Origin of the sequence: Chitinophaga varians, assembly GCF_014529945.1 — a bacterium.
Taxonomy (GTDB): Bacteria; Bacteroidota; Bacteroidia; order Chitinophagales; family Chitinophagaceae; genus Chitinophaga; species Chitinophaga varians.
The window spans coordinates 1,140,218-1,158,687 of the sequence record NZ_JACVFB010000003.1; the positions used below are offsets into that span (position 1 = coordinate 1,140,218).

Consider the following 18,470-nt stretch of genomic DNA (forward strand, 5'->3'; position numbering starts at 1 on the left):
CACAAATGACAACGGCTTCTGCCCTAAAACTTAACGGACAGGTAAAGGAAAAGTTCTGGCGACCGGAACATTTAGGCACAAAAAATGTTCCTCTAAGTAACGTAACTTCCAGTCCATATCATTATTCATATGTCCATTCAGGTTATCACCAGACCACGATATTTTTGTTGGCCTTTGCTGGCATTGCTATGGCTGTGCATCGTTTTCCCAGCCACCGCACAGCGCAGCAAAAAGGCGACGCCCATTCCGGACACTATTCATATGGCCGTAATCGACAGTGCTACCATCCGCAAAAATATCAGCAAGCTGGCACAGGACACTTCCAAACTGAAGAAGTCTGACACCGCCGTGGCCGTGATCATCAACAGGATAGAAGGTTACACCCTGCTGCTCAATCAGCTGATGAGCAGCCTGCGGCGCGGGTTTGACACCGTTAGCATCACCCGGGAGATTCCGTTGGTAGACACTTCCCTTGCATTGATCAAACAGAATATAGCTGGACAAGACCGTACACCCAACATCAACGATATTTACACCAACAAAGTGATGCTGGAACAGCTGCAACGTAAGCTGAGCGGATGGCAGAACAACCTCTTCTCCAATTACAACGCCCTGGTGGCCATCAATGATACGCTACACTCCCTGCGGCGCGACACCTCCATGCGCAGTATTCCTGCGGAAGATGAGCTGTATGGTTTTTATATCGGTCAACTTACCCGACTGATCAACAAATACCGCGTTGTAGACAGCGCCAATAAAGTGAGTCTTGTGAAAATGGGGTTGTTGCAAAACAGGATTGCCAACCGGTACATCGATGTGTCCAATCTGCTGGAAGACAGCAATTACCAACTGGAACAGTTTTCCGCCAATATGTTTTCCCGTGACTACCGGTATATCTGGGCGCCGCACCGCGACAGTATCAATCCGCTGGAGTTTTTCCCGGTCGTAGAACGATCGTTGCACAAAAGCACGCGGGTATTGACCATCTTCTTTTCTATCCAATGGCCGATCTTCATTGTATGGATATTGCTGGCATCACTGTTCGCCTGGTGGATTTATGCCAATGTACGGCGTATCCGGCGCAATCACCCGGAGCAGGAAGCAGAAGCCATCCTGCAACATGCGCAGTATGTATACCGTCATCCTGTAGCCAGCACCGTGATTTTCGTTACCACCCTGTCCTCCGTGTTTTCCGTGCGGTATCCGATCCTGTACACAGAAATCATCTGGGGGTTGACCATGTTCGCCCTCACCTATCTTTTCCGGTCACATTTTCCCAGGGTATTGTATCGCTATTGGCTGATGCTGATGGCGCTGCTTTTTGTGTATTGCGTCAACAACCTGTTGATTGAGGTGACCTATGCCGAGCAGTGGGGGCTGCTGATCTGCGCCGTTCTTTGTATAATGCTGGGTTTCCGGCTGCTCAAAGAAACCTCGCTGACCACCTTCGCCCATCCCAAATATACCGCGCCGACCATTAAGCTGTTTATCGCCACCGCCGCTGTTTCCCTGCTGCTGGTGATATTTGCGCGGGTAGGCAGCGCCAAAATATTCGGGTCCAGCGCCGTGGTGAACACCGTCATGGCCATGAACCTGTACGTGCTTGTGAAGATCGTGCTGGAAGCTGTTTTCATACAGGTAGAAGCCAATAAAAATTCCAGCACTTTTATCTCTTTCATGGACTATCAGGATGTACAGCGCAAGCTGAAAACATTCCTGACCGTACTGGCTTTTGTAGGCTGGCTGATCATTATCGCCCGTAATCTGTACCTGTACGATGCCATCTATGAAGAGATCACCGATATCCTGTCTGCCAGCCACCATATCGGGAATTCCGACTTCACCTTCAGCAGCGTGATCATTTTTGTACTGGTCATCTGGGTGGCTTTTGTCGCCTCGCAGCTGATCGCGTATATGTTTGGCAATACCGGCCAGAGCACCAGTCCCGCCCAGAAGCCACGCTTCGGTTCCACCCTGTTGTTGCTACGTCTTGCCGTACTGGCCGGCGGCGTATTACTCGCTTTCGCCGCCTCCGGTATCCCGATGGATAAACTGACCATCGTGATAGGCGCTCTCAGCGTGGGCATTGGCTTCGGTTTACAGAATATCGTGAACAATCTCGTATCCGGTATCATCCTCGCTTTTGAAAAGCCGATAGAAGTGGGTGATGTGATAGAGCTGGGGACCCGCTCCGGCGTGGTGAAAGAAATCGGCATCCGCTCCAGCAAAATTTCCGCCTATGATGGCTCGACCGTGGTCGTTCCCAATGCCGATCTTATCTCCCAGCAGCTGATCAACTGGACGATGACCAATCGTGTCCGCCGTGTTAATTTCATGCTGGGCGTCGGCTACGGCAGTGACGTAGCGCAGGTCACCGATATTATCAAGAGCGCTTTCCCCGGTCAGGAAGGTATTCTCACCACCCCCGAGCCGATCGTGCAACTGTCACAATTCGGGGATAACGCCGTTAATTTCCAGGTGTACTTCTGGATTTCCGATCTCGGCAATGCCGGCACATTACAAAGTAAAGTGCTCACTTTCATCTACGACGCCCTCAATAAAGCCGGTATAGAACTGCCTTTCCCGCAACGGGACCTGCATATCCGCAGCGTCGACGAAGCTGTGCTGAACAAGTGGAAAGTCAATAAGGAAGCGGAATCCGGGCCATCAGGCGATAAGCCGGCAGAGAACGGAGAAAAAAAATTGTAAAAAAACGGGCTGTACATTTTGAATTTTCATTTATTAGCCGTTATCTTTGCACTCCCGTTTTGAGAATGAAAGTTCAAGACAGACAGGAAATGGCGAGGTAGCTCAGGTGGTTAGAGCACAGGATTCATAACCCTGAGGTCTCGGGTTCAAGTCCCGATCTCGCTACAGGTTAAAAGGCTTTCAGGCAGATGCTTGAAAGCCTTTTAAGTTTATTTCCATAAAACTATGCTTACTAGGATCTATTGGTTGCGTCAATTTGATAACGGTGCCCGCATAGGCATTATGCCTCGGCCTCGCGGTGGTGATTGGCTGGAAGACGAAATAATCAATTTCCGAAAACAGAAAGTCACACATATAGCGTCTTTGCTTGAAAGAGAGGAAATAATAGAATTGGGACTTACACAGGAGGAAGCGATTTGTGCTAAACATGAAATTGAATTTCTTCACTTTCCAATAAAAGATAGAGGTATTCCTTCACATCCAAATGAGTTTATAAAGCTGTTGTCAAAAAAGATTGATGAAGGGGCAACTGTTGTTATTCACTGCCGGATGGGTATAGGTAGGTCTTCTATCATTGCAGGAAGCGTGTTGCTAATGAATGGTTATATAGCAGATGAAGTTTTTGAATACATCAGCAGGGCCAGGGGATTGAAGGTTCCTGATACTGAAGATCAGATTAAATGGCTGAAAGCAAGGGAAGGGCTATAGGCTATGAACCGAACTAGATCATTCAGTAAAAGCTTCAACATTTCTCCCTATCTCGCTACAGGTAAAAAGCCGCATCACGAAATGCGGCTTTTTAATTTCCCCAGTACCGCCCGCAATTATTGCAACAATCAAATTTTATTTACCTTACTCCGCAATAAAACCGCTCCCTATGTCCTTTTTCAAAAAATGGTTTAACAAAGCAGAAAAAGAGGAACCAAATGAAGCACCTCTGCCGTGGATAGAACCTGCTCAAAATCCCTGGGGAGTAAGACTTCTGGATTTACGCCCTGTCACAACAATTATGCTCGCCACCTCTAAGGACCCTCAGTGCGCATCTAATGCTGTTTCCTATAATGCTGAAGATGGTACTACCTTTATAGACGAGGAACCATCCGATAACACGATCATCAGCAGCAATATTGTTATTCCTATTGATAAGGTACTGGCACCCGGGGTCCTGTTTATCCCGCAAACCATGGAGCATAAGTGGGCTATATATTACCACAACGATACACTGATATTTGTAAGAAGCTGGCTAAGGAAAGTAGTTGTGACAGCGAAAACCACGCAAAGAGAAAACACACTTACTATCGATGCTATTAAAGGCAAGTTTCTTAATAATGAAAGCACCGAACTTACACGGAACATTATCAGGTTTTTATTGATAGGTTATGCAATGAACGAAGTCACTCCTGCTCCAATACCTCCAGCATTAGCACTTACCCCTCAAAATGCAGCATTATGGGCATTTTCAGCCTATGGAAATATGGCCCATTTTGGTGTTTTTGATGAGCATTTCGAGCCGCTAATAGATAGGCCGCTTCGCTCCCACTCCCTCCTGCATATTGCAGTAGCGCAGGGCAATATCCCTGAGATTGAAAAACAGTTTCAAACTGGTCTTAGCCTGGACTTACTGGCTGGTGATGGTCTGGCTCCTTTACATTGGTCTATTGCCTCAAAAGAAATACAGGTGATGGAAAAGCTTCTGGCGTTGGGCGCCCATCCCGACTCAAGGTCGGAAGAAGGAGCTACCCCATTGATGAATGCGGTACAATCCAACAAGATACATCATGTAGATCTGCTTTTGCAATCCGGAGCCAACCCCAATGCGATAGATAATCGCGGATTTACATCACTTCACCGGGCTGCAGAAATGGGCCATCTGGATATTGTAATCACTTTATTGAAGTGTGGAGCGGATAAAAATATTTCTTCCGGCGGCCACACCGCTCTTTCTTTTGCAGAAGGACGAGGGCATGAAGCGATAGTCAAGGTATTGCAGGGAAATAATGAACACCAAAAGTGAGTATCGGTTTATGCTGGCATCTATGGAAGTAGAAAATTATGCGCGCGGTTTTTTGGATTTAAAACCTTTTAAAAAAGCTACTTCAAAAGTAAGCGCGGATAACAGGTCATCATCACAGACCCTCCTCCCGTAAAAGGCCAGGAAAATTTTATTTATGCACAGGAATAACAGCCGTTGCTTCCACTTCCAGTAAAACATCATCCCGGAACAAACCACTCACCTGCACCAGCGTACTGGCAGGTGGGTGCTGCACATCCACATATTTATCCCTGACAGCACGAAGCGTCTTGAGGTTTTTTGTGTCCAGAATAAAGTAGGAAAGTTTCACGATGTCGGACATTTTTCCACCGGCGGCTTCTATCACTTTTTGGATGTTGGCAAAGACCTGTTCGGCCTGCTGTTCGAAGTTATCTTTCCCCACCAGTTCACCTTTAACGTTTAGGGGTACCTGGCCTGAAAGGATGAGCATTGTATGGGTCCCCAGGTTGATAACGGCGGCCTGCGAGTATCCGTTGGGTTTAGCCACTTCCGGGGGATTCATGAAGTAGACGCCTGATTTCTCTGATTGGGCCTGGGCGAGTGATGTAACCAACAATAAAGCTACAATAGTTAAAATGGATTGTTTTCTCATAGCGTTGGATAGTTTACTTCAAGATAGACATTTATAAGCGATTGAACACATTAACCGAAAAAGTGTGTAGCGCCACCGCCACACGCTTCGGAAATATATTAGCGGATCACGTATAGGTATTGATTATTTTCCGATATATCTTTGAAAGATCAAGTAGCATGGAAAACTCAAAGCAACATTTTACCTGGTATGGAAGCGCCAGCAGCGAAGCCGGCCCCTTTATGATTACCGCCGTTGAAGATTTTACGCAATGGAGAGGCAGTGATGATGCGTTACCAATAGGTTATCGTGTGAAGTACCATGGTCCGTTGATCAACGAACTTCCATCCCGTTTTCAAACAACTACTCCTGTCCTTTTTGCTGATGAAGCCGGATTGCTGCAATTTATCCAGTCCCTGATCGATGAGATCTACCTGGTACAACCAGAGATCACGATGCGGGAACAGAGAAAAATGACCGTCGAAGAAATCGTGGCGGCAGCAAAAGGAGCAGCCTCTGAAGCAGCCGTGTCCGATGCCAGGGAAAGCTGGCAGCACATCTGGCATGAACACAAACATGGCAGCTACCATTTCTCTCTGGAAGATAAAAATTTATTACACCTGGGAATAGGTATCGAGACAGACTACTCCCGTATTTGTGAAACGGCCCTGGCGCAGGATGAAGTTGCCGTAGCCTCCTTTGGCACCAATGCGCAGGCCTTATTCTGGGATGTACAACCCAATACCGTTACCTTAGCCATTGATCACAGGCGAACAAGCGTCTTCTTTATCACTGCACTAACGAACACGCATAGAGAAAAAGCCCTTCAGCTGGTGATGGATGACACAAAGCATTATGAAGCTGGGCAATTATCATTACCTACCGGTCGCGGAGCATTGGTATGGGCGCCTATGACGCAAGGTGATCTCGGCGCACCGACAGGATTAAGTCTGGTAGCAGATCTGAACCCACCGGTTCAACTAAACAGCTTAAATATTTTAAAAGTAGGCACCGCATTTAAAGTAAAGCCGGGAATATATGATATCACCTGTGGCTGGAACCAGATAGAGGAAAATGATTTTGCCTGGGTGCAGCTGCGTTTACAACCATAAACAAAACACTTTTCCATGGGACAGATCACTTGCCCAAACTGCCAGGACCAGGCGTTTACCTGGTCATACGATGAAGAAAATACCCCGGCCACAACATGGAACTGTTCCAGCTGCGGCTACATTGCCCGGGAAGACGAATCCTTTGAAAGGGAATGTGCTGGCTGCAGAACAAAAAGTGAAATAAGACTGGAAGACGACATCAAAATTTACTGGTATTGCCATCATTGTGAAAAAGCCACATTCATCTCAGCCAGGTGATTTCTCCAACAGCATTCAACACCAGAAAAAATGCTTCTTCCAATTACATCCCCTCCCCTTTATTATTTTAATGATGATGTGCCGCTCTTGTTTTAGCAGCTTTCTTTGCAGCCACAGAACGCTCACGCGGACCTTTTGTTTTGGCGGCCTTCTTCGCGGCAGCAGAACGTTCGGCCTTGGTGCGTTTTGCGGCTGCCGAGTGTGCCTGACGTGACAAAGCACTGTGAGAAACGGTTGTTGTACTTTCCTTTTTCAGGGCTTTCTCTCTTGCCAGAGAGCGTTTCTTGGAAATCGGCTCATGCTTCTGTCCTTTTTCGTAGGCACTTTCAGCGCTTTTACGGGTTTTCTCTGATACCGTTCCTTTCTTGGGCGGTTTTAACTTTACACCAGCACGACGAGCTTCAGACAGCCCTATGGCAATTGCCTGTTTGGCTGATCTTGCCCCATGTTTTCCCTTACGGATTTTCTTTATTTCTTCATGTACAAATTCACCCGCCTGTGTGCTGGGCGATTTCCCCTCGCGCTCATCTTTCTTCGCCCGCTGGATGGTCTTCTTTTCCGGCATAAGAAAAATTTTTATAGTGAAATATTTTCCTACTCCCTGCGTGTATTTCTTTTATTAAGCTCCTGTAATAAAACCATTACCTCTTCATCATTTACCTGATTAAAATTCTGGTAAAACTTCCCCACTGCATAAAAGGGGGAAGGTGTATATAAACATATAAAATCATCTACTTCCTGTTTGAGAAGTGCTGCGGCTTCCTCAGCGGCCACCGGCACTGCCACGACCAGCTTTGCTGCCTGTTCCTGACGAAGCATTTTCAGCGCAACCAGGATAGTCCTGCCTGTCGCCACCCCGTCATCCACCACAATGACTGTCCTGCCGCTTATGTCAGCAGGCGCTTCCCTGCCCATAAATTTTTTATATTGTTGCTTTAACTGAAGACGAATAAGATCTGTTTGTTCTTTCAGGTATTCAGGAGGAATGTCGTCTCTTTCATCAATAACGATATCTTCCAATCCTACTGCTCCTATGGCATATTCTTCATGCAAAGGGTGACCAATCTTTTTCGTCATGAGTAAATCCAGGTCAAAGTCAAGATGCCTGGCCAGAAAATAACCTATGGGAACACCTCCTCTGGGCACCGCCAGCACAATGGCATTTTCCCTTCTGTACTTTTTCAGTTTATCCACCAACTGCATGGCTGCATCATATCGATCAATAAAGTACATAACCTTGTTTTAAAGAAAGCCGACAACGTACCACTCTACCATTTTTCACAATATCCAAGCCATCTTCGGGTTGTATTGATACGTCCGGTTATGCCGATAGTAACTATATGTAGTTGCTCCATTCGATATAGTGATCAGTTTTCTTTTCGCAGCGTACAGAGCAGCCTGGCATTACCTCGTGGTATTTAAAGGACAGATTGCGCAATAATCACTACAATGCTTTTAGAGGATCTTCAGGAAATCCGGGATCATGGTCATCAACAGTTCCGTTTTTGTAGTCAAGGCAGTATGCATTGTTCCGGGCAATATTGCCAGCTGTGACGCCGGCATGGACAATTCACCAAGGCTACCACCTCCCAGGAGCCGATACAATTCCACCGCATGTTCCGGTTGAACGATATCCGCATCACCGGCGATGATCAATGCAGGCGCCTTTATATTCCTGATATCATCGGCAGGCCAATCCTGTATTAGTTTGTTGAATGCCGTCACTTTAGCCAGATGTTTAGGCCAATCCTGTGGCTGCGGCGCTGTCTGGAGATATTCCGTTTCATAGGGCGTACCTTTCAGCCCTTCGGGCGTCAACAGCGATTCCAGTCCGCTGAGCTGTGGATGGCGCCCCTTGCTGTTGAAAGTACAGGAAGCGAGGATGAGTTTACCAACGAGTGCCGGTTGACGCATGGCGATCTGTAATGCGACGCCCGCACCGGTGCTGTAGCCAAAGAAGTCAGCGTGTTGTATGTCCAGCACCTGCGTCAAAGCGATCACGTCATCGGCCCATTGTTCATAAGAAAGCGGGCGTTCGGGGATATCGGCGGTATGCCCATAGCCCTGAAACTCCAGGGCGATAATCTGCCTGTCTGCCGCCAGGAGTGGAATGAGGCGGCCAAATGCAGTACCTACTCCGGAGACAGCTCCAGGCAGCAGGAAAAGAGGTCTCCCCTGACCATGTACTTCATAGTACATATGCAGTCCGTTTACGTTTGCATAGCTTCCGCGATTTTCTATAGTCATCATAACTTTCTGTTTTGTTATGACAAAGCTCGGCAGCAGTCAGCAAACGATTCTTGGTGTACACCAACATCAGAACTTCACCTGATTGAATAACTTACTGAAATTGGTGGGGGCTATGCCTAGGTAGGAAGCGATGTACTTATGTGGCACCAGATGCAGCAGTTGCGGGCTTTTTCGGCAAAACTCGCGGTACCGTTCTTCTATGGTCATGGCACGCAGATTAATATGCAGGTCCACCATACCGGCTAACATGCCTTCAATCATCCGCCTGAAAAGTCTTTCTATTTCCCGGGACTGATCAAGCAGCTTTTGCAGCCGCTCATAGCTAAGACATTCCATTTCACTGTCTGTCAAACAGGTAATAAAGTATTTAGAGGGCACCTGAAACGAGAAAGATTCAGCGATCGCACATAAGCCAGGGAAATAACTAAAGTCGATGACATAGGTTTTGTCGTCTGTATCAAAGTAAGCCATCTGTACCCCATTTTTAACGAAATATAGCTCCCGCTGGACTTGTCCGGGTACAACAATGGACTCCCCTTTTTTAAAGGAACGAAGCTGTAGATTGTCAGTCAGCAGGTGGTAGTCTGCCAGACTGATATCATGAAATTGTCTGAAGTAGTGGTAGCGTTCCATAATATCCGGGCCTGGTCCAAATATAGGTAAGGTTACATCACTGACCGTTATTGTACCCAAAAAATGCGTAGAATAATCCCAATTATTTCCGCAAATGGCCGTTTCACCTCTTTTTTCATGCCTTTTTCCACCATCAGCGATTTGTATCACTTTTACTCCCGTAAGTGCCAGTATACTCCCATCTACAGCGAATAATTTTGTGTTTTAAAGTTTCGATTTCATGCAGCGTGGTGTGCTGCCTGCCGGGCCGTGATGCCGGTAATCACCTCATTTTTTCTGCAACAGCCTGTTTATCACGATAGCCGCCCAATTGGAAAAACGGCGTAAATTTGTCTTCCTTAACAGACAGCTATCGTGATGGATAACAACGACTTAAAACGGCTTCCCAGATTAACTGCTATCCTTACACTACTGCAGACAAAGCGGCTGGTGACAGCCAGATCGCTCGCGGATAAGTTTGATGTTAACATCAGAACTATCTACCGCGATATCAAGGCATTGGAGCAAGCAGGTGTTCCCATCTTAACCGAAGAAGGCAAAGGATATACCTTGATGGAAGGTTACAGCATGCCTCCCGTCATGTTTACGGAAAGTGAAGCCTATGCGTTGATCACTGTTGAACAGATAGTGCTAAAAAACAATGATACGTCCCTTGTCAGAGAATATTCCGAAGCCATCTCAAAAATCAGATCTATACTAAAACATAGTATAAAAGATAAAACAGCACTCCTGGCAGAAAGGGTCCAATTTAGAAAAAACACATCCGGTGACTCGACCAGCAACTCCCTTTCCCTACTACAAGGGGCACTGACCCATTTTAATCTCACAGACATACAATATACGGACGAGAACAATAAAGTTACCAGTCGGTTAATTGAACCGTTTGCCATATACAGCACCCAGGGCAACTGGGTGCTTATTGCGTATTGCCGGATGAGAAAGGATTTCAGAGCATTCAGGTTGGATAGGATACTGGAACTGAAAATCACCGACAAACACTTCAAACCCCACCAGATCACTTTACAAACCTATTTTGACAACTGCCGTAAAAAATATTTTTCGGACCCATGACATACGGCTGTCGCACCCCCTATCTAGTTTTGTATCACAACAAAAGATGATCGACATGGAAAAAATGGAGCAATTCGCCATCATCGGTATTGCGGTGAGAACAACCAATGAAAACGAACAGGCCACGCAAGACATCCCAGCGCTGTGGAACAGGTTCTTCTCAGAGAAAGTGGCTGAACATATACCCGGCAAAACAGACGATACTGTTTACTGCGTATATACAGATTATGAAAAGGACCATACCCAACCATACACGGTTATCCTCGGTTGCCGCGTGCCTGACCTCGACCATATCCCTGATGGCATGACAGGCAAAATGATCCCCGCGGCCACTTACTCCAAACACACCGCAAAGGGCAACCTTGCAGAGAACGTGATCTACCACGAATGGATAAAGATCATTCAGGCCGGGTTACCCCGTACCTTCACAGCTGACTTCGAAGTGTATGGCGAGAAAGCCATGAATCCGGCAGCTGTTGAAGTAGATATATTCATAGCAGTCAAACAACCATGAAAGCAATAGACAGTTTTTACCTCCGGCAGGATGAAGCCACCAGGGAAATTTTTCTGGCCTTGAAAGATATTATCTTGTCGGTGGATGAGGAGATCGTGAACGAGCTAAAATATGGCATGCCGTTTTTTTGTTTCAGGGGCAGAATGTTCTGCTATTTATGGACACACAAAAAACACCTGCAGCCCTATATCGGCATTGTGGAAGGCAAACACTTCTCCCAATCCTGGCTGGAGCAGGAAAAGCGCTCCAGGATGAAAATAATGCTGCTCGACCCAACCAAAGACCTGCCTGTCAACAGAATTAAAGCCATCGTCCGACAGGCTATAAACCTATATAAAACCGGTGTTATCGCCACTAAGGGCCGCTCTTAAGGAGCAGCCCTTTTTTACCCATGGCAAGAGGCGCTATTTTTTGTAACTTCGTTGCAAATTTTGACTATGCAACAGGAACCCGGGAAACCTGAATTTTGGGAAGCCGCTTTTATTGAAAAGCAGGAGATGTGGGGGTTTGAGCCATCCAACTCCGCCATCCTCACGAAGGATTTTTTTGTTGAAAAAGGTATCAAAAACGTCCTTATTCCCGGAATGGGCTACGGCCGCAACGCCCGTATCTTCAGGGACAACGGCATGGCCGTCACCGGCATTGAGATATCCCAAACCGCCATCGACATGGCGCAGAAACATTACGGTACTGACATGCCTATCTATCATGGGTCTGTGACTGACATGCCCTTCGACGATAAAAAATATGATGGGATATTCTGCTATGCACTGATTCACTTACTGGACGACAGCGAAAGAATAAAACTTATCCGTGACTGCTACAGTCAGCTGTCATCCGGCGGCTTCATGGTTTTCACGATGATTTCAAAAGCAGCAGCCACTTATGGCCAGGGTACGCTCATCAGTAAAGACCGCTATGAAATGTTCGGTGGCGTCAGCATGTTTTTCTATGACCAGGCGTCTATTCATGCTGAATTCGGGCAGACAGGATTGTTTGAGATCACCGAGGTGACTGAAAACTATCCGATGTTTTTGGTGAAATGCAGAAAGGAAGGGAGGTAACAAGACCTTATACGCCAAACTGCCTCAGGTGATGATCGGCATGTTTATATGCAAAAACACCAATTTGTTCTCTGGTCATTTTACCAAAAAAATCGTGGATGAATGCGGGATTTGAATAGTGTTCGCATTCTGCGATCAGCTTCATCCATATTTTTTTCTGCATCTCCACATCGCCACCGGTTTGTTTTACGGCCTGTTTGCCTGCCGGCATATTCTTCTGCATGGGCCTATCGTCTTTGGTATTACTTTTCAGCGCTATTTTCCCGAATATTCTGCCCAGCCATTCCTGTTTATAGGAAGGATTGTTTTTTCCCATGATCCATTCAAACCAGATGGTGCAGTGTTTGGTCATCTGCCAGACATTCATTTTACCCCATTGCGCCCTGCTATGCTCGTTGAGCGAATTAATTCTGTTGATTAATTCAGTCCTCGTTGGGTGATCAAATATTGTCTTCATGGCTAAAATTATTGATGGCCTGTAATGAAAAGTAGTTTCCCGAATCATCCTTAAAGAGGGCTTCCGTGCCATAAAACTCTTTGGTGGGCGGCTTCAGGAACTCTACTCCTTTGGATTTCAGTTCTTCATAGGTGGCAAAAATATCTTTACAGGTGAGTACGCCACAGCCAAATACCCCTTGTTTGATCAGTGTGATCAGCATATCCGCTGTTTCCTGCGGGAACATTTTACTCACTTTCACCGGGAAAAGGACCAGTTGCAGATCGGGTTGCTCCGGCGGCGATACGGTGAGCCAGCGGGTATCCGGTCCCATAGGGATGTCATCGATCAGCTTAAATCCCAGTTTGTTAACATAAAAATCGTAGGCACTGTCCTGATCCAGTACATGAATGTTGGTGACGGTCATTTTAGTAATCATAGTCTTCGTTTTTGTTACTGAAACAAAGATCCACAACTACTTAAATATTCACCTCTTCAAAATTGCTATTTTTCCAGCCAGCCATGTTGGTAGGCATAACAGGAAGGGACAAACGCCAGGGGCTTCTCGCTGATTTTCTTTTTCATTTCTTTATGGCGGGCGGCGTAGGAAGACGGGGATTCTCCGACTATTTTCTTGAAAAGACCGCTAAAGGTGGTCAGGCTCTGGAAACCTACCGAAAAACAGGCTTCCGCAACGGTTTTATCTTCTCTCAATAACTGCTGTGCTTTCTCTATCCTTACCGATTTGAGATATTGGTGGGGAGTTTTTCCATAGGCTGATTTAAAAAGCCGGATAAAGTGAAAACGGGAGAAATAGGCTTCATCCGCTATGTTTTCCAGATCGATTTCATCTGCATAGTTATTGTCAATAAACAACTTGGCCTGTACAATACGAATATACAGGTACACCCTCGGATACTCCGGCGTGATTATTTCCTTGTCATCTCTATTTTTATCGGCATTACTCATAACGTTCACAGCTATCCGAATATACAACAATACCGCGATATGGCCTTAACTTATCAGCTTTGACGGCGCCACGCCGTACATCTTCTTAAAGGCAAAAGAAAAATGCGATAAGTCTTCAAACCCGGTTTCCAGGTACACATCAGACGGTGCTTTTCCTTTCTCCCTGATCAGGAAATGCGCTTCCTGCAAGCGTCTTTGCAGTAACCAGCGACTGGGGGAAGTATGAAAGATATGCTCGAAATCACGTTTAAAAGTAGCAAGGCTGCGTCCGGTAAGATAGGCGAAACGTTTCAGCTGCACATTAAAGTGAAAGTTTCTGTTCATAAATTCTTCCAGATCGATTTTACCCGGTTCCCTGAAATCGAACAGGATATCCTTCAGCTCCGGTTGTGCCTGTAACAGGACCATGATAGCCTCGCGTTGTTTGAGCTGTTGCAGGTTATCATTGATCAGCTGGTCTCCCTGTACATAGGGAAGCAGCGAGTCCATCAAACTTTTACATAGCGGTTGATGCTGTAGCCTTATAACAGCCTCTCCTTCTGAGTTTCCGGCTGCTGCCGCATGGTAACCATATTCCAGGCTAAAATTTTTCAGTGTTTCCTGGTCCAGATAAATGGAGATGGTCTTAAAAATCCCGTCCAGCGGCTCTTTTAAAAATTTCACCAGTTGATTACGTTTGATCAGCCGCAGATCACCTTCGTTAAAAACATAGGTTTTATCGGCGTTATTCAGCGTTAGTCTGCCGGCTACCTGGTAACTCAACACATGGTCTGGTACAAACTGCTCCCCGTCCCGGTTACGCGCGTAATAACAGGAATAGGCGATACGTGATGGATTGTTCTTCAGTTCAGTCATCGTCTAAAATTACAAAAAGCAGACGGCATGTTGATACCGTCTGCTTCGTTCGTTATTAAGCTTTGCGTTGTACTTCTTCGGTGACCCACTTGCTTACGGGTGTGTCGAGGAATGCAGCGGCCTCTTCGTGGTCGGTGGACAGGCTTACCGGCAGCCATGCTTCCATTTCGGCCTGTCGTGCTTTGTCGGCATTCTTCAGCAGAGCGATCGCTTCGCTGCCCAGTACCAGGTGCACGGGTGGCGTAGGATGTTGCGCCAGCGCTACCATGGCTTTGGCCGCCTTCGCGGGGTCACCTACCGCTACAAATTTTCCTTCTTTGAAATAGGCGATGCGCTGGCTGACCGTTTCATAGGCCGCTATTTCGGGGGCGTAGGTCATAGAGGCGCCGGCCCAATCCGTGCGGAAACCGCCCGGCTCTACGCTGGTCACATAAATGCCCAGTGGTCCTGCTTCTTTGGCCAATGCTTCCGTGAAGCCACTGAGGCCGAACTTAGCCGCCTGGTACATGGTAAGGCCTGCATTGCCTACCCGGCCACCAATAGAACTGATCTGTAATATCCGGCCACCGCCCTGTTTACGCATATAAGGCAACACCGCCCGGGTGATTTCAATCGGCGCATACAGGTTCGTTTCCAGCTGGCTGCGCACCTGTTCTTCCGTATAAGCTTCTGCGGCGCCGATGATACCAAAGCCGGCATTGTTCACCAGCACGTCGATACGGCCGAAATGCTGCACCGCTGTGGCCACTACCTGTGGTACTTGTTTATAGTCGGTGACGTCCAGCGCCAGCGGTAACAGCTGATCGCCGTACTGCTGTACCAGCTCATCCAATTGACTAATATTACGCGCCGTAGCGGCGACTTTATCGCCGTTTTGTAACACGGCTTCTGTGAGGCTCCGGCCCAGTCCGCGGGAACTGCCGGTGATAAACCATACTTTTTCCATTTTGCTGATTTTTTATGATACCTCAAAGGTACACCGGGAGTAAGCCCGCAGCTTTGTTGTATGGCTCAAAGATGGTTTGTTGAAAAGCTCACTCTTTAGCGACTTAATACATAATAAGCGTCCACCGCTTCCTGTCCGGTATAATTAGGGCCGGCCTGGTCATCCGCTCCCTGATATTTGACCTCGAAACTAACGTCTCTGGGGCCTTCGCAGCGGATGATTCTTCTTCTGCCGTCATAGGAGATATTATGCCCGGCGAATACTTTTTTGAGGTACTGATGCTGAGGGTCGTCGGCAATACGAATGCTTTTCAGGTCGAGATTAGCGAGGAATATACCATCACTTTTGATGGCCTTCAGGATGGCGGCCAGTACATGGAGTTTATCTCCCACATAATGCAGCCCATGCACACAGGTAACGAGGTCGTATTGCTCATCGCTGGTCCAGTTATCCAGCGAACGGGTTTCAAACTGCAGACAATGAATATCAGGCGGTATAAGCTGGAACTGGTCCACCAGATCAATGCCTTTCAGCCGGATGTTTTCCTGCTGATGGTTGACCGCCGCCTCCCGGGCGTATTGCAGCAAGGCATTGCCTTCACCACAGCAGAGGTCCAGCCAGGTAGCCTGACCATGTTGCTGCAGACGGCCATTCAACCAGTTTTCCGGTTTTAAGTGCAGTTCTTTTTCATAGCTGTTGATACCGCTGGCCTGTCGCTTCCGGTTCATCCGGTTGTTGGCTACTACCGGCGACCAGAGGAGGGCTGATGATGACAGTAATTTCATGTGATGTAATGTATAAAAAATATCGCTACAAAATTCTAAAAATCATTGTATTAAAATTTATTAAAACGGCCTGTAGACGGCCTGTGAGCGGAGAACGGGAGTGACAAAATTTCAAGCCGGCGGTTGTCATTTTTTCAAAAAAAATGACAAAATGTAATCTCTTTTTTTGGTGGCACGCAGCTTGAAAAGCCTTTTTTTAAAGCAAGCACCGTCAAGATTGCGAGACCTTCATCACGTGACTTTGTGTTTAACCTTAAATTCAAAATCATAAGAACTATGGCAAACAATTTAACGGCCACCCCCCTTCATGACAGGGTCATCATCAGGCCTGCACAAACAGAAGAAAAAACCAGTGGCGGTATCATTATCCCCGATACAGCCAAAGAGAAACCACAACGCGGCGTAATTGTAGCCACCGGTCCGGGAAAAAAAGATGAACCGGTAACCGTTAAGGCTGGCGACACTGTTCTTTACGGCAAGTATGCCGGTACGGAAGTTCGCATCGGCAACGAGGATTTACTGATCATGCGCGAGTCTGATATCCTTGCAATTATTTAATCTGTCTTTCTCTGAACGCTTTCATTTAAAAAAAAGAACAATCCTATGGCAAAGCAACTTTTCTTTGACATCGAAGCAAGAAACAAAATGAAGAAAGGCGTTGACACACTGGCCAACGCCGTGAAGGTTACACTGGGTCCTAAAGGCCGTAACGTAGTACTGGAAAAGAAATTTGGCGCCTCTCATATCACCAAGGACGGTGTCAGTGTCGCCAAAGAAATAGAGCTGGAAGACCCGATTGAAAACATGGGCGCCCAGATGATGAAAGAAGTAGCATCCAAAACTGCCGACGTTGCCGGCGATGGTACGACCACTGCTACTGTGCTGGCGCAGGCTATTATCGGAGAAGGCCTGAAAAACGTAGCTGCCGGCGCAAATCCGATGGACCTGAAACGCGGCATCGACAAGGCAGTAGCAGCCATTGTCGCTCATCTGAAAGAACAGGCGCAGCCAGTGGGTCAGGCCGAAGATCAGATCCGGCAGGTGGCTGCCCTTTCCGCCAATAATGACGACGCCATCGGTAAGCTGATCGCGGAAGCTTTTAAAAAAGTAGGCAAAGAAGGCGTTATTACCGTGGAAGAAGCCAAAGGCACCGATACTACAGTGGAAGTAGTGGAAGGTATGCAGTTCGACCGCGGCTATTTGTCACCCTACTTTGTTACCAACACAGAGAAGATGCAAACGGAACTGGACAATCCGTACCTGCTCATCTGCGATAAAAAGATCAGCGCGATGAAGGACATCCTTCATATCCTGGAAAAAACAGCCCAAAGCGGACGACCGTTGGTCATTATAGCGGAAGACCTGGAAGGAGAAGCGCTGGCTACCCTGGTAGTCAATAAACTCCGGGGAACACTGAAAATAGCAGCCGTTAAAGCTCCCGGCTTTGGTGACAGAAGGAAAGAGATGCTGGCTGATATCGCTGTTCTTACGAACGGTACGGTGATCAGCGAAGAGCAGGGCTACAAACTGGAAGCCGCAGATCTCAGCCATCTGGGCACCGCTTCCTCTGTGATCATCACCAAAGATAACACCACCATCGTTGGAGGCCACGGCAACAAGGAAGACATCGATGGCCGCATTGCGCAGATACGGGCGCAGCTCAACACCACCACATCCAACTACGATAAGGAGAAACTTCAGGAAAGGCTGGCTAAACTCAGCGGCGGCGTAGCCGTATTATATGTAGGTGCTGCCACAGAAGTGGAAATGAAAGAGAAAAAAGACCGTGTAGACGATGCCCTGCACGCTACCCGTGCAGCCATAGAAGAAGGTATCGTACCAGGCGGCGGGGTGGCCTATGTACGTGCGGTGGCGGCCCTGCCGGACTTGAAAGGTTTAAACATGGATGAAAACACCGGTATCGCCCTCGTAAAAAGGGCAGTAGAAGAACCATTGCGCCAAATCGTTTCCAACTGCGGCATTGAAGGCAGCGTAGTGGTGCAAAAGATAAGAGAAGGCCAGGGAGACTATGGCTTTAACGCCCGCACTGAACAATATGAACCCTTGCTTCAGGCAGGTGTTATAGACCCTGCTAAAGTGACGCGCATCGCACTTGAAAACGCGGCTTCTATCGCCGGAATGCTGCTCACGACCGAATGTGTGGTAGCCGACAAACCGAAAAAAGAAGCCCCTGCGGCCATCCCTGCCGGAATGGGAGGTATGGACTATTAATGCTTAAAGGTA

General features: G+C 47.3%; 22 protein-coding genes and 1 tRNA gene. 12 read left to right on the forward strand and 11 right to left on the reverse strand.

Annotated features, from left to right (window positions below):
* The first annotated feature begins 129 nt into the window (after nt 1-129).
* The 4 genes from ICL55_RS19105 (at nt 130) to ICL55_RS19120 (ending at nt 4,723) form a co-directional block, all read left to right on the forward strand.
* Complete coding sequence (locus ICL55_RS19105; protein ID WP_188100111.1) at nt 130-2,709, forward strand: mechanosensitive ion channel family protein; 2,580 nt, start codon at nt 130-132, stop codon at nt 2,707-2,709.
* A 91-nt stretch (nt 2,710-2,800) separates the two neighbouring features.
* A tRNA-Met gene (locus ICL55_RS19110) sits at nt 2,801-2,874 on the forward strand.
* Between the two features lie 60 nt (nt 2,875-2,934).
* On the forward strand, nt 2,935-3,417 hold the full coding sequence (locus ICL55_RS19115; RefSeq protein WP_188100113.1) for a protein-tyrosine phosphatase family protein: 483 nt from the start codon (nt 2,935-2,937) through the stop codon (nt 3,415-3,417).
* Between the two features lie 169 nt (nt 3,418-3,586).
* Nucleotides 3,587-4,723, forward strand: a complete 1,137-nt coding sequence (locus tag ICL55_RS19120; protein ID WP_188100115.1) for an ankyrin repeat domain-containing protein — start codon at nt 3,587-3,589, stop codon at nt 4,721-4,723.
* 148 nt (nt 4,724-4,871) lie between these two features.
* Here ICL55_RS19120 and ICL55_RS19125 read toward each other — a convergent pair whose 3' ends face one another.
* Nucleotides 4,872-5,354 carry a RidA family protein gene (locus ICL55_RS19125; protein WP_188100117.1) on the reverse strand — a complete coding sequence of 161 codons (483 nt, stop codon included), beginning with the start codon at nt 5,352-5,354 and terminating at the stop codon, nt 4,872-4,874.
* Between the two features lie 158 nt (nt 5,355-5,512).
* Between ICL55_RS19125 and ICL55_RS19130 the strand changes: the two genes are divergently transcribed.
* Entirely contained in the window at nt 5,513-6,445 is a 933-nt protein-coding gene (locus tag ICL55_RS19130; protein ID WP_188100120.1) for a hypothetical protein, read from the forward strand.
* A gap of 15 nt (nt 6,446-6,460) precedes the next feature.
* The gene (locus tag ICL55_RS19135) at nt 6,461-6,703 is read left to right on the forward strand and encodes a hypothetical protein (RefSeq protein WP_188100122.1); all 243 of its coding nucleotides are present in this window, start codon (nt 6,461-6,463) and stop codon (nt 6,701-6,703) included.
* A gap of 67 nt (nt 6,704-6,770) precedes the next feature.
* On the opposite strand, the gene ICL55_RS19140 is transcribed toward ICL55_RS19135, so the two are convergent.
* From ICL55_RS19140 to ICL55_RS19155, 4 genes are all read right to left on the reverse strand, one after another.
* Nucleotides 6,771-7,268, reverse strand: a complete 498-nt coding sequence (locus ICL55_RS19140; protein ID WP_188100124.1) for a DUF6496 domain-containing protein — start codon at nt 7,266-7,268, stop codon at nt 6,771-6,773.
* A 29-nt stretch (nt 7,269-7,297) separates the two neighbouring features.
* Nucleotides 7,298-7,936: a phosphoribosyltransferase gene (locus tag ICL55_RS19145; RefSeq protein ID WP_188100126.1), complete on the reverse strand. Its 639-nt coding sequence runs from the start codon at nt 7,934-7,936 to the stop codon at nt 7,298-7,300.
* A gap of 222 nt (nt 7,937-8,158) precedes the next feature.
* Nucleotides 8,159-8,953 carry an alpha/beta fold hydrolase gene (locus ICL55_RS19150; RefSeq protein ID WP_188100128.1) on the reverse strand — a complete coding sequence of 265 codons (795 nt, stop codon included), beginning with the start codon at nt 8,951-8,953 and terminating at the stop codon, nt 8,159-8,161.
* A gap of 66 nt (nt 8,954-9,019) precedes the next feature.
* Nucleotides 9,020-9,586, reverse strand: coding sequence for a Crp/Fnr family transcriptional regulator (locus tag ICL55_RS19155; protein WP_188100130.1), 567 nt, complete (start codon nt 9,584-9,586; stop codon nt 9,020-9,022).
* Between the two features lie 357 nt (nt 9,587-9,943).
* On the opposite strand from ICL55_RS19155, the gene ICL55_RS19160 reads away from it, so the two are divergent.
* The 4 genes from ICL55_RS19160 (at nt 9,944) to ICL55_RS19175 (ending at nt 12,235) form a co-directional block, all read left to right on the forward strand.
* Nucleotides 9,944-10,657, forward strand: a complete 714-nt coding sequence (locus ICL55_RS19160) for a helix-turn-helix transcriptional regulator (protein ID WP_188100132.1) — start codon at nt 9,944-9,946, stop codon at nt 10,655-10,657.
* Between the two features lie 55 nt (nt 10,658-10,712).
* The gene (locus ICL55_RS19165; protein ID WP_223151505.1) at nt 10,713-11,171 is read left to right on the forward strand and encodes a GyrI-like domain-containing protein; all 459 of its coding nucleotides are present in this window, start codon (nt 10,713-10,715) and stop codon (nt 11,169-11,171) included.
* Nucleotides 11,168-11,542 carry a DUF1801 domain-containing protein gene (locus ICL55_RS19170; RefSeq protein WP_188100134.1) on the forward strand — a complete coding sequence of 125 codons (375 nt, stop codon included), beginning with the start codon at nt 11,168-11,170 and terminating at the stop codon, nt 11,540-11,542. Before ICL55_RS19165 ends, ICL55_RS19170 begins: the two co-directional genes overlap by 4 nt.
* A 66-nt stretch (nt 11,543-11,608) precedes the next feature.
* Nucleotides 11,609-12,235, forward strand: a complete 627-nt coding sequence (locus ICL55_RS19175; protein WP_188100136.1) for a class I SAM-dependent methyltransferase — start codon at nt 11,609-11,611, stop codon at nt 12,233-12,235.
* Between the two features lie 7 nt (nt 12,236-12,242).
* Here ICL55_RS19175 and ICL55_RS19180 read toward each other — a convergent pair whose 3' ends face one another.
* The 6 genes from ICL55_RS19180 to ICL55_RS19205 all read right to left on the reverse strand — a co-directional run bounded on the left by ICL55_RS19180 (nt 12,243) and on the right by ICL55_RS19205 (nt 16,226).
* Nucleotides 12,243-12,692: a DUF1569 domain-containing protein gene (locus ICL55_RS19180; RefSeq protein WP_188100138.1), complete on the reverse strand. Its 450-nt coding sequence runs from the start codon at nt 12,690-12,692 to the stop codon at nt 12,243-12,245.
* The gene (locus ICL55_RS19185; RefSeq protein ID WP_188100140.1) at nt 12,676-13,110 is read right to left on the reverse strand and encodes a VOC family protein; all 435 of its coding nucleotides are present in this window, start codon (nt 13,108-13,110) and stop codon (nt 12,676-12,678) included. Before ICL55_RS19185 ends, ICL55_RS19180 begins: the two co-directional genes overlap by 17 nt.
* 65 nt (nt 13,111-13,175) lie before the next feature.
* A complete protein-coding gene (locus ICL55_RS19190; protein ID WP_223151531.1) occupies nt 13,176-13,640 on the reverse strand; it encodes a helix-turn-helix domain-containing protein in 465 nt (154 codons plus the stop codon).
* A gap of 45 nt (nt 13,641-13,685) precedes the next feature.
* A complete protein-coding gene (locus ICL55_RS19195) occupies nt 13,686-14,495 on the reverse strand; it encodes an AraC family transcriptional regulator (protein WP_188100142.1) in 810 nt (269 codons plus the stop codon).
* A 55-nt stretch (nt 14,496-14,550) separates the two neighbouring features.
* Nucleotides 14,551-15,441, reverse strand: coding sequence for an oxidoreductase (locus ICL55_RS19200; RefSeq protein WP_188100144.1), 891 nt, complete (start codon nt 15,439-15,441; stop codon nt 14,551-14,553).
* A gap of 95 nt (nt 15,442-15,536) precedes the next feature.
* Nucleotides 15,537-16,226 (reverse strand): class I SAM-dependent methyltransferase, encoded by a 690-nt coding sequence (locus ICL55_RS19205; protein ID WP_188100147.1) that lies wholly within the window; start codon nt 16,224-16,226, stop codon nt 15,537-15,539.
* A 276-nt stretch (nt 16,227-16,502) separates the two neighbouring features.
* On the opposite strand from ICL55_RS19205, the gene ICL55_RS19210 reads away from it, so the two are divergent.
* Nucleotides 16,503-16,784: a co-chaperone GroES gene (locus ICL55_RS19210; protein WP_188100149.1), complete on the forward strand. Its 282-nt coding sequence runs from the start codon at nt 16,503-16,505 to the stop codon at nt 16,782-16,784.
* A gap of 45 nt (nt 16,785-16,829) precedes the next feature.
* Nucleotides 16,830-18,458: a chaperonin GroEL gene (gene groL / locus ICL55_RS19215; RefSeq protein ID WP_188100151.1), complete on the forward strand. Its 1,629-nt coding sequence runs from the start codon at nt 16,830-16,832 to the stop codon at nt 18,456-18,458.
* The last annotated feature ends 12 nt before the right edge of the window (nt 18,459-18,470 follow it).